This window comes from Vibrio sp. J2-3(2022), from assembly GCF_021725735.1.
Taxonomy (GTDB): domain Bacteria; phylum Pseudomonadota; class Gammaproteobacteria; order Enterobacterales; family Vibrionaceae; genus Vibrio; species Vibrio diabolicus.
This window is the reverse complement of sequence record NZ_JAKKCK010000003.1, coordinates 503,741-519,626: the sequence shown is the minus strand read 5'-3', so window position 1 is coordinate 519,626 and position 15,886 is coordinate 503,741. Positions and strand designations below refer to the sequence as shown.

12 protein-coding genes are annotated in these 15,886 nt (G+C 45.1%); 5 read left to right on the top strand and 7 right to left on the bottom strand.

Translation table 11 applies throughout. The features are described 5' to 3' along the window. Positions 1–14 precede the first annotated feature (14 nt). From L3V27_RS14850 to L3V27_RS14835, 4 genes are all read right to left on the bottom strand, one after another. On the bottom strand, positions 15–1,733 hold the full coding sequence (locus tag L3V27_RS14850) for a hypothetical protein (RefSeq protein WP_047110439.1): 1,719 nt from the start codon (positions 1,731–1,733) through the stop codon (positions 15–17). Then, positions 1,733–3,004: a site-specific integrase gene (locus L3V27_RS23425; protein WP_052767621.1), complete on the bottom strand. Its 1,272-nt coding sequence runs from the start codon at positions 3,002–3,004 to the stop codon at positions 1,733–1,735. The genes L3V27_RS14850 and L3V27_RS23425 overlap by 1 nt, the downstream gene beginning before the upstream one ends. Positions 3,005–3,290: 286 nt before the next feature. Then, positions 3,291–4,649, bottom strand: a complete 1,359-nt coding sequence (gorA, locus tag L3V27_RS14840) for a glutathione-disulfide reductase (protein WP_237312171.1) — start codon at positions 4,647–4,649, stop codon at positions 3,291–3,293. A gap of 259 nt (positions 4,650–4,908) precedes the next feature. Next, positions 4,909–5,748, bottom strand: coding sequence for a 23S rRNA (adenine(2030)-N(6))-methyltransferase RlmJ (locus L3V27_RS14835; RefSeq protein WP_054867837.1), 840 nt, complete (start codon positions 5,746–5,748; stop codon positions 4,909–4,911). 396 nt (positions 5,749–6,144) lie between these two features. Between L3V27_RS14835 and prlC the strand changes: the two genes are divergently transcribed. Beyond that, complete coding sequence (prlC, locus tag L3V27_RS14830; protein WP_170902488.1) at positions 6,145–8,187, top strand: oligopeptidase A; 2,043 nt, start codon at positions 6,145–6,147, stop codon at positions 8,185–8,187. 75 nt (positions 8,188–8,262) lie between these two features. Here the strand turns inward: prlC and asnC are convergent, their stop codons facing one another. After that, positions 8,263–8,727 carry a transcriptional regulator AsnC gene (asnC, locus tag L3V27_RS14825; RefSeq protein ID WP_005394393.1) on the bottom strand — a complete coding sequence of 155 codons (465 nt, stop codon included), beginning with the start codon at positions 8,725–8,727 and terminating at the stop codon, positions 8,263–8,265. Between the two features lie 113 nt (positions 8,728–8,840). On the opposite strand from asnC, the gene L3V27_RS14820 reads away from it, so the two are divergent. From L3V27_RS14820 to L3V27_RS14810, 3 genes are all read left to right on the top strand, one after another. Further along, the gene (locus L3V27_RS14820; protein WP_237312170.1) at positions 8,841–11,966 is read left to right on the top strand and encodes an EAL domain-containing protein; all 3,126 of its coding nucleotides are present in this window, start codon (positions 8,841–8,843) and stop codon (positions 11,964–11,966) included. A gap of 90 nt (positions 11,967–12,056) precedes the next feature. After that, positions 12,057–12,836, top strand: coding sequence for a class I SAM-dependent methyltransferase (locus L3V27_RS14815; protein ID WP_005394395.1), 780 nt, complete (start codon positions 12,057–12,059; stop codon positions 12,834–12,836). Between the two features lie 186 nt (positions 12,837–13,022). Further along, positions 13,023–13,595: a hypothetical protein gene (locus L3V27_RS14810; protein WP_237312168.1), complete on the top strand. Its 573-nt coding sequence runs from the start codon at positions 13,023–13,025 to the stop codon at positions 13,593–13,595. 72 nt (positions 13,596–13,667) lie between these two features. On the opposite strand, the gene L3V27_RS14805 is transcribed toward L3V27_RS14810, so the two are convergent. Together L3V27_RS14805 and uspA are read right to left on the bottom strand one after the other, a co-directional pair. Further along, on the bottom strand, positions 13,668–14,546 hold the full coding sequence (locus tag L3V27_RS14805) for a carboxylate/amino acid/amine transporter (RefSeq protein WP_006741764.1): 879 nt from the start codon (positions 14,544–14,546) through the stop codon (positions 13,668–13,670). A 64-nt stretch (positions 14,547–14,610) separates the two neighbouring features. Continuing rightward, entirely contained in the window at positions 14,611–15,036 is a 426-nt protein-coding gene (uspA, locus tag L3V27_RS14800; protein ID WP_005379165.1) for a universal stress protein UspA, read from the bottom strand. Positions 15,037–15,317: 281 nt separating this feature from the next. On the opposite strand from uspA, the gene ftnA reads away from it, so the two are divergent. Then, positions 15,318–15,845 carry a non-heme ferritin gene (gene ftnA / locus L3V27_RS14795; RefSeq protein ID WP_005379167.1) on the top strand — a complete coding sequence of 176 codons (528 nt, stop codon included), beginning with the start codon at positions 15,318–15,320 and terminating at the stop codon, positions 15,843–15,845. Positions 15,846–15,886: the final 41 nt, after the last annotated feature.

Genomic DNA, 15,886 nt, shown 5'->3' with positions numbered 1-15,886 from the left:
GTGAAATTCCAGTATTATAATTCGCTGGCTGCGTCGGGCCAAAGAGGATGTCGCCCATCTTCATCGAGTTTCCTCTGAGCTTGGCGTAAAACCTTTGGATTAATTTTCTTTAGTTTTTTATCAATGCTTTCAATAATTTCAGAAAAATTATCAGAATGATGATTCTTATCTATATGTAAATAGTGCGATTCCTCTAAGTTTTCTCTGTAACTTAATATACACCATATATCTGTTACTGATTCTACTAAGACTTGGCTTGAACATTCCCAGCACTGCTTTAGCTCGGCACAGGCTAGCTTTACGCCATCTCCGATTAAACCATGAGAATTGGCTCGACGAGTAAACTTTCTATTTTTTTGAGCATTGTTACCTTTGCAATAACTTCCATTTGCGCTTTTGATTGGTGGGGTAGAGCTGTTCAAGTAAGATTCGTAAGTGAGAACTTCAATTTTATATGTATCCTTAACAACTTTTTTGGCTGCTTCAACGCCATTTCCATCCCGAACTGTTTGCTCAAGTATCAAACAAGTGTCCCTGTTCATTAGGTTGTTTTCTAATGGGTTCCCTGAACTGTAAGAACGCTTTATTACTTCTGGAGTATTATCTAGTAATAGTGCGGCCTCAATTTCTCTTCCTCGTGCAAGTGTTAAATAACTACCAGTGACTCTAAATCTCCTGATCACGGGAATCAGTTTTTGACCTGAGTCATCTACCAAGGGAAAGTTTTTTGATAGCCAGCTTCGAATGAAGTCATTTAATATATGTCCCGTAATAGGCTTTGGTTTTCCGTTATTGATATATTGAAAAAGTAATGCGTCAGAACTTGGATCAATCAGAGTTGAAATATCTATAAGGTCAGTGAAAAAATCTCTAGCATATTTTGGTAGCTCTAGTTGTTGATTATCACCTAATTCAACACTTATATTTTTAAATGCTCTTCTCTTAAATGCTGACATTTTATACCAAGGAGATATTTGATCTCGGAGTTTTTCTGGACGTTTTAGCTGAAACAATATCGAACTATTGCTCCAAGTATAGAAACTTAGTAAGAAAGTAGCGCAGCACATAAGCTTGGTAATACCTGCCCGTACGGAAAGGTTTTTATCAGCTAGGTTTATTACCATTGTCTGCTTTTTGTGCCCAGCATCAATATGAAATTGTGGGCTGCTGATAAATTGCTGGTGAAGTTGTTTAAAAATCTCATGTAGTAATGCTAGTAGCTTTCTTAGATCATTATCACTATATGCAGCTGTTGGTTTACTTTGAGATTTTCCTGAGAATGAAAAATTTGGCATCCATTTCTGATATTCCACTTCCATTATTTTGAGCAAATTCTTCAACCCTGATATTCGCTGTGTTAACGTTGAGTCTATAATTTCTCCTCTTCGTTGTCTTGATTTATAAAATTCTATTTCTTTTAACACTGGGTCTTTCGTTAAAGGTAGTAAGCCATTGCTATCGCAAAATCGGAAGTGTAATCTGGCAGTAATAAACAAGTCATATTTTGTGGGATCTGAATAATCTTGATTCTCCATAATGGCTTCAAATAATTTATAAGCCACTATATCTCTGTTTGCATATTTACTATTATTAGCTAATATTTTTTTAGTTATGGGAATGTCGAAGTAACGGAACCTGTTGAAATCAAGAGTTACTACACCATTTACACCATCAATTACTTTTTGAGTTAAGGCTTTCTCCCAAGCTACCGTGTTAACAATGTTTCTTGACATTATGCATACCCCTTTAAAGAATCATGCATGATTTGGTCAAGCATGGATATTTTGTATACTAATGCCTCGTTGCGTTTTAAATAGCTGAGATATTTCCATGTTGTTCTTTCGTCTTCATGTCCCATCCAAGACATGATTAGTGAAAGAGCTTGCGACGCAGGAATGCCGATATCCAATAGGCTTTGTAGTCGATAAGTGGCGTATGTTCTTCTAAGATCATGGAACTCATGATTAAAGTCTGCGTTTGTTTTTTTTATTTCCATACGCAGCTCACAAAACCTACTCCCAACACTTTCTGGTGACATGGGATTACCTTGTTGACTTATAAATAGTGGTTCCCACTTTTGAATCGAATTTGAATCACTTTCAGTTTTGTCATGCAGCTTTTTTAATCTAATCATTCTCCTGTCGCTGATAGCGTACTCATTTAGTATGTTTATTAAAGAAGAAGATATTTCGATCGTTCTTTTTTTGTTGTTCTTTGTTTGAACACCGTTGTCTGGTCCAATTGGTATATTGAATCGAGTGTCTGCTTCCCCACATGTATAAGCTTGACTTAGAGCCTCGATAGTTAGACTGCTTGCCTCTTCTTTGCGCAAACCACATAAGAGTCCAAGTAATATTATTAAGCCCGTTTCAGTTGATGCTTTCGGTAGTTCTCTTTTTAATATAGCTAGTTTTTTTTGTGATAATGGATTCATTGAGCGTATTCTGTTGCTTTGAGAACTTCTAGGAACTCGAATACGTAAGTCACTTGTCTGAACAGTGAATTTCGGCATCATATGGGCTAACATACTTTCATTTTTTATGTCTACGATCTCGATTTCAAATGGCTTGTTTTGGTCGGTTATAGTAATTAACTGTTCATGTGCTGCCCATTTATAAAATTGCACAACATGCCGTATGTAAGTATTGGCTGTTGAAAAGGCCAGATCTCCTTCCTTCGCTTTCTTTAATAGATGCTGATTTCTAAATCGGTATGTTGGCTTTAATGATTTAATGACAGGGAATACATTCCATGTCAGTCGATTTTCTTCTAGAAAACGCCAGTAACTTAGTAGTGCGCGAGAGTATGAGCTAATATTTTCATGCCGCTTTACTCCAATCAGGTGAATAAACCATTGGTTGACTGGCTCGACGTATTTACCCGAGGAGTCATACAGCGTTGGCAGTTTTCCTATGACTCGCCCCCCGTGAAATTCTATCGGGTCTGTATCAATTGTTATCTCGCAACCAATTCTTACGTCATCAGAATCAACTAAATAAGCCACATGTTTAACCCATTCTTTTCTATAGCATAGTGACTATTATCGGTTGTCGGTTATTCAGGCGGTAAGGGCTGGTATGTACTGATTTGGGCAACTTGAGTGATTGCAAGCAAGGCTACAATGTGCAGTTAGTCTACTCCTGTGTTTAGAGGCTCAACTTTCACATGTGAAAGTCAGAATAATGAAGAGGTTCAGGGGTAGGTGCTCAAGCATGAAAAAGGCCAGATAAAAACCTGACCTAATTAAGCATTTTCCAGAGGTAGAAAGGTGTGTAGGTGGGTTTCCTACACTAACCTGTCATAGTAACGAATTCTTCTGAGCCCGTTGGGTGGATAGCCACAACAGAGTCGAAGTCTGCTTTGGTTGCGCCCATCTTCATTGCTACGCCGAAGCCTTGGATCATTTCATCTACCGTGAAACCGATGCCGTGCAGACCAACAACCGTTTCTTCTTCGCCCGCACATACAAGCTTCATCTTACATGGTTGACGGTGCTTAGTAACGGCGGTGTACATCGCAGTAAAGCCAGATGTGTAGACTTTGATGTTGTCTTTGCCGTACTTCTCTTCCGCTTCTTGCGTTGTAAGACCGATAGTGCCGATTGGTGGGTGGCTAAATACCACAGTTGGAACCAAATCGTAGTCCATCTTCGCGTTTGGTTTATTGTTGAACAAACGCTCAGAAAGTTGACGACCCGCTTTCACTGCTACTGGTGTTAGCTCGATACCGCCTTCCATGATGTCACCCACACAGTAGATGCCTTTCACGTTGGTTTCTTGGTATTCGTCTACCTTGATGTAGCCTTTTTCGTTCGTTGCCACGCCGGTTGACGCTAGGTTGATTGCGTCTGTCGCTGGGTGACGGCCGATTGCCCAGATTAGTTGGTCAACGTTTTGGCTCTCACCGTTTTCTAGGTGCAGAGTTAGGCTGCCATCGGCTTCTTTTACCACTTCTTTTGGTACAGAATGGGTGTGCAGTGTTGGGCCTTCTGCGTCCATCACTTCAACCAACGTATCGATGATCATTGGATCGAAGCTACGTAGTGGTGACTCTTTACGTACGAACAGGTGCGTTTCTGTACCTAGCGCGTGCAGTACGCCAGCAATTTCAACTGCGATGTAGCCAGCGCCCACAACCGCAACGCGTTTTGGTTGTTCTGCTAGGTCGAAGAAGCCGTTTGAATCGATGCCGTATTCAGCGCCTGGAATGTTTGGAATAGTAGGACGACCACCAACCGCGATCAGGATGTGATCTGCTGTGTAATGTTCACCGTTTACTTCGACAGTTTTTTCGTCAACAAACTTAGCAAAGCCTTTAATCACGTTTACTTTGTTGTTGCCAAGAACGCGATCGTAAGATTGGTGAATACGACCAATGTATGCCTGACGGCTCTCAACCAGTTTGCTCCAGTCGAAACCTTTCACGTCGACATCAAAACCGTAATCTTCTGCGTACAGGTTCATTGCTTCTGCGATTTGCGCGCCATGCCACATCACTTTTTTCGGTACACAACCTACGTTGACACAGGTGCCACCAAGGTCTTGAGCTTCGATTAGCGCAACTTTCGCGCCGTACATCGCCGCACGGTTTGCAGATGCGATGCCGCCACTGCCGCCACCGATACAGATATAGTCAAAATGAGTCGCCATTACTTTCTCCAAGAGCTTATAAATTTTATCTGGTACATAGATAGATTGGGATGACCTTGCCTGAACTCAATGCCACCGTTATCCCACTATCATAAATCGAATGTAACGAATTCCTAAATGGGAAAAAGCGACATTACTTATGACAAATAGCGATGAGAGGCACAAAAAGAAGAATAAGCGCGATGAGAGGGCAAAGTTGAGAGTATAAAAAAGCGCAACGAAAATGTCGTTGCGCTAGAAGGTTTCGGTGCAGATGAGCTTACTCTGGCACAATCCAGTCCACTTTCCAGTGGCCGGTGGCTGGTGCGATCGCGTCTTGCAGGAATGGCAGAATCTCTTTCATCTGGCTTTCCAGTTTCCACGGCGGGTTAATCACAATCATGCCGGATGCCGTCATGCCGCGCTCGTTGGTATCGGGTGCGACACCTAACTCGATTTGCAGAATTTTACGAATGCCCAGTGCTTCCAGGCCTTCGATCATATCTTCGATGTCGTGACGGTTTACCACTGGGTACCAAATCGCGTAGATACCGGTTGCCCAACGCTTATGGCTCTGATGAATCGCTCGCACTACATCGCGGTACTCTTTCGCGAGCTCGTATGGTGGGTCAATCAGCACCAAACCACGACGCTCTTGTGGTGGTAAGCTTGCTTTTAGACGCTGGAACCCGTCCTCTTTGAAGATGCTCACTTGGCGATCGCGATGGAATTCTTGCTCCAACAGCGGGTGATCGGCTGGGTGCAGCTCCGTCAGCACCATGCGATCTTGTGGGCGGATTTGCGCACGTGCCACACGTGGTGAACCTGGGTAGTAACGCAGTTTTTCGCCGTTGTTGAGTACTTTGATGGCATCGATGTAGCTTTTGATGTCTTCAGGAATATTTGGGTTATCCCAAATACGTGCGATGCCTTGTTTGTATTCGCCCGTTTTTTCAGACCATTCGTGAGTCAGATCGTAACGGCCCACACCCGAGTGGGTATCGTGATAAACGAACGCTTTATCTTTTTGTTTCAGCGCATCAAGAATGAGGCTTTGAACGATGTGTTTGACCACGTCGGCATGGTTGCCAGCGTGGAAGCTGTGGCGGTAACTTAACAAATTAAACTCTCGAAACACTCTTTGGTTGAGTGTGGTCTGTGATTTTCACTCTATGGCGGTATTATACTCAAGTAACTTAAAGATGTAGAACTTCCAATCAAATCCGTTCCTCTAACTAGGGGCTCACTATTGAAATTTCTTTAAGTCACCCACACTTACTATTGGTAATCGAATTGAACTAGGTGAGTTTCTCGTGCTCAAAGAGTGTGAAATCTCATTTAGGTATAACAAGACTCAAGGACAGAGTAGCGCTCGTTGACTATATGGTCATCGCAGCATAGAGAAAGGGAACGGAGCTCCCCCAATCCATGTTGCTGGCTCGTCTGTACATTGAGTTGGCCTATCTACACAAAATAGACAGGCAATCACAGAGTCAAAACACAAAAGGAATTATTCATGTCTAATCCTCTTCTGACGTTTACGGACTTACCTCCGTTTTCTCAAATTAAACCAGAACACATCAAGCCTGCCGTTGAACAAGCGATTGCTGAATGCCGAGCGAAAATCGATGAAGTTCTAAAAGATAATGCTCACCCAACTTGGGACAGTGTGATTGCGCCAATTGAAGAAGCGGATGACCGCTTAAGCCGTATTTGGTCGCCAGTGGGTCACATGAACTCCGTGGTGAACAGCGAAGATCTGCGTGAAGCGTACGAAAGTTGTTTGCCAATTTTGTCAGAGTACGGCACTTGGGTTGGTCAGCACAAAGGCCTGTACGAAGCGTACAAAGCGATTAAAGCCAGTGATGCATTCGCAACGCTGACTCGCGCTCAACAAAAAACCATCACCGATGCGTTACGAGACTTTGAGCTATCGGGTATTGGTTTACCATCCGATGAGCAGCACCGTTACGGCGAAATCAGCAAGCGCATGTCTGAGCTCAGCTCTAAATTCTCTAACAATGTACTGGATGCCACCATGGGTTGGACCAAGTACATCACGGATGAGAAAGACCTTGCTGGCATGCCAGAATCGGCGCTGGCAGCAGCGAAAGCCGCGGCAGAAGCAAAAGAGCTAGATGGTTACCTCATTACGCTGGATATCCCATCTTACCTACCTGTCATGACGTACTGCGACAACCAAGAGTTGCGTAAAGAAGTGTACGAAGCGTATGTGACGCGCGCTTCTGATCGCGGTCCAAATGCTGGTAAGTGGGACAACTCAGAAATCATTACTGAGCAACTGAGACTGCGTCACGAAATTTCACGCATGTTGGGTTTCAATACTTACAGCGAGAAATCGTTAGCAACGAAAATGGCCGAAACGCCAGATCAAGTGTTGGGCTTCTTGAATGACCTAGCGACACGTGCGAAACCGCAAGGTGAACGTGAAGTGGAAGAGTTGCGTCAGTTTGCGAAAAGTGAGTTTGGCGTTGAAGAATTGCATGTGTGGGATATCGCTTACTACAGCGAGAAACAAAAGCAGCACTTGTTCCAAATTTCGGATGAAGAACTGCGCCCGTACTTCCCAGAGTCAAAGGTTGTCAGTGGTCTGTTTGAAGTGCTAAACCGCGTGTTTGGCATGACAGTTACTGAGCGCGAAGGCGTGGACACTTGGCACGAATCTGTGCGTTTCTTCGATATCTTTGACGCTGAAGGCGCACTGCGTGGCAGTTTCTACTTAGATCTCTACGCACGTGAGCACAAACGTGGTGGCGCGTGGATGGATGACTGTCGTGGTCGTCGTATTACGCTCTCTGGCGAACTGCAAACGCCGGTGGCGTACCTAACGTGTAACTTCAACCGTCCAGTGGGCGACAAGCCAGCACTGTTTACGCACGATGAAGTTGTGACACTTTTCCATGAATTTGGTCACGGTATCCACCACATGCTGACGCAAGTAGAAACTGGCGCGGTATCAGGGATTAATGGCGTACCTTGGGATGCGGTTGAGCTACCAAGTCAGTTCCTGGAAAACTGGTGTTGGGAAGAAGACGCACTGGCGTTCATTTCTGGTCACTATGAGACAGGCGAGCCGTTGCCAAAAGCGATGCTAGATAAGATGCTCGCGGCGAAAAACTTCCAGTCGGCGATGGGTATTTTGCGTCAGCTAGAATTCGGTTTGTTCGACTTTACTCTGCACACCGAATACGACCCAGAAGTGGGTGCACGCGTTTTGGAAACGCTGGCGAAAGTGAAAGAGAAAGTCGCGGTGGTTCCAGCCGTTGAGTGGGCGCGCTTCTCGCACAGCTTTGGTCACATCTTTGCTGGTGGTTACAGCGCGGGTTACTACAGCTATCTGTGGGCGGAAGTGCTGTCGTCAGATGCGTATTCTCGCTTTGAAGAAGAAGGTATCTTCAACAAAGAAACGGGTCAAAGCTTCCTGAACAACATCTTAGAAATGGGTGGCAGTGAAGAGCCAATGGAGCTGTTTAAGCGCTTCCGTGGTCGTGAACCACAAATTGATGCGCTCTTGCGCCATTCTGGTATTGCAGCGTAAGCGTACGCTGTCTTTCCAAAAATACTAAGGCCAACCATTCGGTTGGCCTTTTTTTATCCATTTTTTATAAAAAATTCACGGATTCACACTGCGGTTAATTGGGTTCTGCAGCGATATCAATGTCTCCGTAGACTGAACCTCATCAATGGCTTGCAGCTTATCAATCAGCACAAATTGCAGTTCTTCAATCGATTTGCACATCAATTTGACGAATATGTTATACGCGCCCGTGGTGTAGTAAGCTTCAACGACTTCGTCGAGCGCGTTGAGTTTTTCTAGCGCGGAATGGTAATCACGAGCTGCGTTTAGGTTAATACCAATGAAGCAGCACACATCGTAGCCGAGCTTTTTGGTATTTACGATCACCTCCGTTCCTTCGATGATGTCAGCCGATTTCATCTTCTCAATACGCACATGGATAGTGGCAGGGCTGACATCGAACTGCTTTGCCATTTCTGCGTAGGGCGTTCTGGCGTCAGCCATCAGTGTTTTTAATATTGCGCGGTCAAGGTCGTCGAGTTTCGGCAGGCTCGCATTCATACTATTATTTCCGTTAGGGATAGAGTTTTACCTCCCTTTTATACTCATAGCGGATAGGATTCACAAGGTTTGGCAGGAGTAACTGCGGGTTAACTCCGAGCTATGGAGATAATGTGCAGCGTTTTCTGGTTATTGTCGCGCTATGTTGGAGCGCGTTTGCCGCGGCCTCAGATCCGAAAGTTTTGGTCGTGCACTCCTATCATCAAGGTTTTTTCTGGACGGATTCCATACAGCGAGGTATCGAGCAGCAATTGGGTGATCGATCGCTGGATATGCGCGTGCTCTATTTAGACTCGAAACGTAACCAGAGTGAGCAGTTTTTCGCTCAGCTTGAATCCTTATATCGTACGAAATTAAGCAAAGAACGATTCGATGCCATTTTAGTGAGTGATAACAACGCGCTTGAACTGATGCAGCGTTTGGCGCCAATCATCAAAGACACCCCGGTTATATTTAATGGCATCAATAATTATCATCCTTCTTTGCACCAATCTCTGAACGCAACAGGAGTAACAGAAGATGTCGATTTGGAGGCAAATTTAGCCCTCATAGAGCGCCTACACCCTGATTACACCCAAATTCTTATTGTCAGTGACCATTCCGTAACGGGAGAGGTATTACGCTATCAAATCGACGATTTTGTACATGAACATCCGCAATATCGCGACAAAATTGTGCAAGTTATTCCCGATAGTATCATTGACTTAAAGCAACAAGTGGCGAAGCTGAATAAAGATAAAGTCGTCCTGTTTTGGACTTATTACCGAGATAAACAGGGTGTGGTTGGCAGTGAACGTGACTGGATTGGCGTTAACAGAGCCTCAAATGCGCCGCTGTTTATGGTGCACGACATTGGCTTAGGGCACGGTGCGGTTGGTGGCGTGATCCAAAGTGGTTATCGGCATGGCATAGAGAGTGCTGAGATACTTGAGTTTGTATTGGATAACCCTGACCAATCTCTGCCAGCCGTGAAGAAAAGTGATTCTGAAATCAAGCTCGATTATCAAGCTGTAGTGCGCTGGGGGTTGGGTGCTGAGCAAGAGGTCTCTGCGGTATTTTTTAATAAACCGATGAAGTTTTCTGAGCGTTTTGCCAAAGAAATTCGCTTGTTTGGTAGCCTGTTTGTGGTGATGTCGGTGGTCATTTTGTTGATGGGTTACTATTTACAGCGGATGCGTCGCAGCGAGAGTGCCGCGCGAGAAAGCCAAGCCATCTTAGAGTCGATTTTTGATCAGAGCATGCAGTATATGGGCATTCTGGATGCCAACGGTGTACTTAAATCGGGCAACGATCACCTGCAATCTTTGCTGTATCACCAAGGGCTGCGTTTAGACCGACCACTTTGGTTTCATCCCAATTGGAGTGAGAAAGCGCAAGCGTTGCTTGAGGCGTATTTCCACGCGCCTCACCATCAAGTGTCGACGTTTGAGGCTGAAATTTGGAGTAAAGAGCACGGTACATTGGTGTTGGAAATTTCACTCAAGCCTTTTTCTCAGCAAGTAGGAAATCAAAAGCAATACTTGTTTGAAGCGCGCGATATCACTAGTCGTAAGTTGATGGAAGATAAGCTCTATCAACGTGAATCAACCCTGCGTAACTATTATGAACAACAGCCTGTCATGATGGTGACACTCGACAGCAATAACCGCATTCAAGAAGTGAATCGATTTGCTCAGCTACTCCTCGGCTACAAACCGATGGACATGCTCGGACACCGCCTAAGGGAGTTTTATTTTGATGACAAGGTACTGTTTCCTCGCCAAGTGCTATTGCAACCCAATCAACAGGTGCATGGGGTCTGGCGACGTGAAGTCGAGTATCGCCATGCAAATGGTCATCGTGTTTGGGTACGTGAGAACATTCGTCCACTGAGTGAATCTGATCAGCTCTTGATTGTGGGTGAAGATATTACAGAAACCAAACAGCTTTCCGAGAAATTGGAATATCAAGCGCGCTATGACTTACTGACAGGGACTTATAACCGAAACCACTTTGAACTAGAGCTCAAGACTGCACTGCGTGAGGTGGACAGCCATCGTCGCGTCCACGCCATGCTATACCTCGACTTAGATCAGCTAAAAGTCCTCAATGATACGGTTGGGCATGATGCGGGTGACGCGGCGATTCAATTTTGCGCCAGCATGTTAGAGGAAGTGCTGCCATACAATTCCATCTTGGCTCGAATGGGAGGCGATGAGTTTGCGGTACTACTCAAAGATTGCGACGAATACGGCGCCATTAATATCGCCAAACTGATCATCTCGACGTTGAGTGAACATCTCTTTATTTGGGAAGATACACGCTTGTTCATCAGTTGTTCTATTGGTATTCGTATCATCGACCATACGGCAGAGACGCCGCAAATGGTGCACGCTCAAGCAGACTCTGCGTGTCATGCCGCCAAGGAGCAAGGCCGTAACCGCTACAATCTGTTCAGCTTAGATAACGAAGAGCTACAACGTCGCCAGATGGAAATGCAGAGCGTCAATTTGGTGCATGAGGCATTGTCGAATCAGCGTTTAGAGTTGTTTGCTCAACCGATCAAAAGCTTACAACAGCACGATGCTCAGATGTATTTTGAGATTTTAGTGCGCATTCGCAATGGATATGGTGATTATGTTTCTCCTGCACTGTTTATTCCGGCTTCCGAGCGCTACAACATTGCGCATTGGATTGATAAACAGGTCATTACTCAAACGCTAGAATGGTTTGAGCAACGCCCGGAGGTGGTTGAAAAACTCGGCCGTTGTTCGATAAACCTTTCAGGTCAATCTATGGGGAATCAAGAATTTATCGATTTCTTATTGGAACGACTGGAACGTTCGTCCATGCCGTGTGAAAAAATCTGTCTAGAAATCACCGAGACAGCAGCGATGAGTAATCTTGAGCAAGCCATTGAGCTCTTCACCAAGCTCAAAGCGTTGGGTTGCATGATTGCATTGGATGATTTCGGCTCGGGCTTGTCTTCATTTGGTTACTTAAAGAAACTTCCCGTTGATATCGTGAAAATTGATGGTCTTTTCGTGCGAGATATCAACGTAAATGAAATGGACCGTGTGATGGTTCGCTCGATCAATGATCTGGCAAAACAGCTAGGCAAAGTGACGGTGGCGGAGTTTGTCGAAAACGAACAAGTCATGCAGCATTTGATCGATCTTGGTGTGGATTATGGCCAAGGCTACGGTATTGGGCATCCTCAACCGCTTTCTGAGTTAGTTGAGCGACTGACGGCTGAGTAGTCCTGTCATATCAAGCTCAACCTAGCATTGAGAGGTAACTTAGGTATACACTCAGCGCCAGTTACCGCGATTTTTTATTGGAGCCTCCTTTTGCAACTGCAATTGATCTGTGAAGACCCGTCTCAACAACCTCATCTGGATGAACTGGCTGCGCGCTGGCAGCTTTCTCACACTGACGAGAGCGATTTTGCTTTGGTGCTGACCACCGAGCGTTTAGAGCTGCGTAAAGTGGATGAGCCAAAGTTGGGCGCTATTTTTGTCGATTTAATTGGTGGCGCAGTGGGACATCGCCGAAAATTTGGTGGTGGTAAGGGCCAAGCCATCGCAAAAGCCGCAGGCTTGAACAAAGGGGCAACGCCAACCGTTCTAGACGGCACGGCGGGGCTGGGACGTGATGCGTTCGTGCTCGCCTCGCTCGGCTGTAAGGTACAGATGGTGGAGCGACACCCGGTAGTCGCAGCGTTGCTGGATGACGGCTTAGCGCGTGCGAAACAAGACCCTGAAATTGGAACTTGGGTATCAGAGCGTATGTCGCTGATCCATGCCTCCAGTCATGATGCATTGGAACAGCTGGCACAAGATGAAGACTTTGTTCAGCCAGATGTGGTGTATCTCGACCCTATGTATCCGCACCCAGAAAACAAGAAGAAATCGGCGCTCGTAAAAAAAGAGATGCGCGTTTTCCAATCGTTGGTTGGCGCCGATTTGGACGCCGATGGTTTGCTAGATCCTGCCATGGCGTTAGCCACAAAACGCGTGGTGGTGAAGCGCCCAGACTATGCAAACTGGCTGAACGAGCAAAAGCCGACTATGGCGATTGAAACCAAAAAAAATCGCTTTGACGTCTATGTTAAAGCCTCAATGGCATAACTTCCTGACCGCTCAACTTTTCTTGTCACAGTACGGTGTATCGTGCTGTGATCAAGCCTCTCTTTCTGAATCGTTACTGATAGTTTTCTCTTGCTAATTCTCCTCCCTGACTGTATATCTAACTAAGAATTATTATTATTTCACTTGTTGTGATGCGGTTGATAATTGGGAAGCTGGAGTAGTAGAATGGCTAAACGCTTATGTAAAATGAGTCGTAAACAGATCGCGGCGGAGCTTGGCGATATCCATCGTTTAGTTGTCGCACCAAAGTTTGTTTGTCGCTCTTGCGCACGCTCTTCAGCGGCCAAAGATACCCTGTGTAAGCCAGCCGCTATTCCGCCGCAAAAATGCCAAGACAAGCCATTGAACGAGCAACAATCATGTGGCTTATTGGCTGAAGCGCTGCCAGTACAACCGATTCCTATGACAACAAAACAAAGCAACGAAAAAGCAGCGATTGTGAAGCGTGTTGTTGAGCGCGTGAAAGAGAAAAAGCAAGCCGAAAAATCCCTGGAGCCAGTAAGAACCGACGCACCAGTATGGTTTGATTTAGCGGATAAAAAATCGCTTAAGAAAGCGAAAAAAGCACTGAAAAAGTATTATAAGCAGCAGAAGAAGTTGTTAAAAGTAGCGAAAAAACAACAAAAGTTACTTAAGCGTCAGCGCAAGCTTGAAGCGCGCAATGCGAAGCTAGAGGTGTTGCTATCAACGCCACCTAATGCGTTGATGAGCACAAGCTCGCAAGTCAAAGTGCATTAATCTAATCCAAAAAAACGCTCTCCAGTTGGAGAGCGTTTTTTATTGTCAGTATGTGTGTTGGGAGCGGTCGCTTTACTTCTTGGCGTAGCTCATTTCGACGCGCTTTTTCACCCAGGTTTCGTTAATCCATAGCGATAGCATGATGATCGCACCGCCAATGGCGAGTCGCATGACATCAACATCGCGGTTCCAAATCACAATGTTCACAATCAAACCCGCCGGAACCAATGCGTTGTTCATTACTGCAAGTGCTCCTGCGTTCACCATGGTTGCGCCTTTGTTCCACGCGAAGTAACCAAAACCAGAAGCAATTAAACCAAGGTACGTCAGAATGCCCCATTGCGTTGCGGTGGTGGGTAGTTTGTCGAGGTTGCCCATCAGAGCGAAAGCCACGGTTGCTACACAAAGCGCACCTAAGTAGAAGTAACCAAACACGGTGTGTTGTGGCAAATCAACCGGCTCACTTTCCATGATGTATTTGTAGCCTACCTGACCAATGGCAAAACAGAGGTTTGCTCCTTGTACGACCAAAAAGCCCAGCAGGAAGTCTTCATTAATGCCTGCAAACTTAATCCAGGCTGCGCCAAATACAGCAATTGCCGCGGTAACCAAATACCAAGGTGAAAAGCGACCTTTCAAGAAGTCATAGATCAGCGTGACGTAAATGGGTGTGAATACGGTGAACAGCAATACTTCTGGCACGGAAAGGAGCAAAAAAGATTGGTAGTAGAAGCAGTACATCAGACCGAGCTGAAAGCCACCGACCGTCATCAGTTTCGCGATTAGGGATTTGCTAACGCCGCGGAATTTTAAAAAGGGAATGAAAACCAGACTCGCCAGTGCCACGCGCATGAACACCGAGAACCAAGAATCAACCTGACCAGCGAGGTAAACGCCGATCAGGCTAAATGAGAATGCCCAAAGTAGGGTAACTGCGGATAGATAAGCCATGGATGAGAATCTTTATCAACAACAAATGTGCCCGCAGTCTAACCAAGTTTTAACGTCGCGCCAATCAGTCTTTTAGCGGTACGACCAGCATATCGACTGGAGAGCAGTTAATCAGTTGTCGAGTCGAAGACAGAATCTTGCTCCAGAAATCTTGGTGATGACCACAAACCACCAAGTCGATACTGTAATCTTGAATGGTATCGCACAGCTCATTACTCAAATCGCCACTACCGACCAACGTATGGGCTATTGGGTATTGCGCATATTCTGCGAAATTCGCCAATTGTGTGCGCGACGCTTCCATTGCTTGATGTTGCGCTTCTGCCATATTGATGTCGATAAGCCCGGTGTAGAGCTCTGCGTAGTTCACGTCGATGTGAATAAAAGAGACTTTCGCATCCAGAGGTTTAGCCAGTGATACGGCTTTTTTAATCAACACTTTACTGTCGTCTGACAGGTCGACTGCCACAAGTATGTGTTTGTAACTCATATTGCTATCTCCTTGTAAGGTCATAGTTTTAGATTAGCACTAACCCCCAAAAAAATTTGCTGAAGTGATCTCATATCAGTGTCGTAGGTACAAAGTCTTGTCTCAGTAATCATGTTATAGTGGCGTTATACCCAAGTGACTTTGAGATGCGGAGTTCAGCGCTCCGTTACTGACTATAGTTCAAGTAAAACCTTGCCTCTGATGTAGAGCAAGTCAATCTCGCGGCGTCGTTTATCTCGAGGTTACTTGGGTATATTGCATGCACATTAATAGGAGTTAACATGCTGTCTCAAACTATGGTCGAACAATTGAATGAGCAAATTAACCTAGAATTTTTCTCATCCAATCTATACTTACAAATGAGTGCTTGGTGTGAAGACAAAGGTTTTGAAGGTGCGGCTGAATTTTTACGCGCTCACGCCGTAGAAGAAATGGAGCACATGCAACGCCTATTCACCTACGTAAGTGAAACTGGCTCAATGCCAATTTTGGGCGCTATTGATGCACCAAAGCATGATTTTGCTAGCTTAGGTGATGTTTTCCGCGAGACCTTCGAACATGAGCAAATGATCACGGAAAAAATCAATAAATTGGCACATGTTGCATTTACTAGCCAAGACTACTCAACGTTTAACTTCCTACAGTGGTACGTGTCTGAACAGCACGAAGAAGAGAAGTTGTTTAAAGGGATTTTAGATAAGATCGAATTAGTAGGTGAAGATGGTAAAGCATTGTTCTTCATCGACAAAGATCTAGCACAAATGGCGAAAGAAGGTTCATCTTCAATCATGGATGCTCCAGCTGCGTAAGCGCGTTTTTTGACGCTATAAGTAGCGGGTAAAGACGAAGC

Excerpts from the sequence above, each read along its gene's own strand:
- L3V27_RS14850 (WP_047110439.1), bottom strand. The coding sequence starts at position 1,733 with ATGTCAAGAAACATTGTTAACACGGTAGCTTGGGAGAAAGCCTTAACT.
- gorA (WP_237312171.1), bottom strand. The coding sequence starts at position 4,649 with ATGGCGACTCATTTTGACTATATCTGTATCGGTGGCGGCAGTGGCGGC.
- prlC (WP_170902488.1), top strand. The coding sequence starts at position 6,145 with ATGTCTAATCCTCTTCTGACGTTTACGGACTTACCTCCGTTTTCTCAA.
- asnC (WP_005394393.1), bottom strand. The coding sequence starts at position 8,727 with ATGAATGCGAGCCTGCCGAAACTCGACGACCTTGACCGCGCAATATTA.
- L3V27_RS14810 (WP_237312168.1), top strand. The coding sequence starts at position 13,023 with ATGGCTAAACGCTTATGTAAAATGAGTCGTAAACAGATCGCGGCGGAG.
- L3V27_RS14805 (WP_006741764.1), bottom strand. The coding sequence starts at position 14,546 with ATGGCTTATCTATCCGCAGTTACCCTACTTTGGGCATTCTCATTTAGC.
- uspA (WP_005379165.1), bottom strand. The coding sequence starts at position 15,036 with ATGAGTTACAAACACATACTTGTGGCAGTCGACCTGTCAGACGACAGT.
- ftnA (WP_005379167.1), top strand. The coding sequence starts at position 15,318 with ATGCTGTCTCAAACTATGGTCGAACAATTGAATGAGCAAATTAACCTA.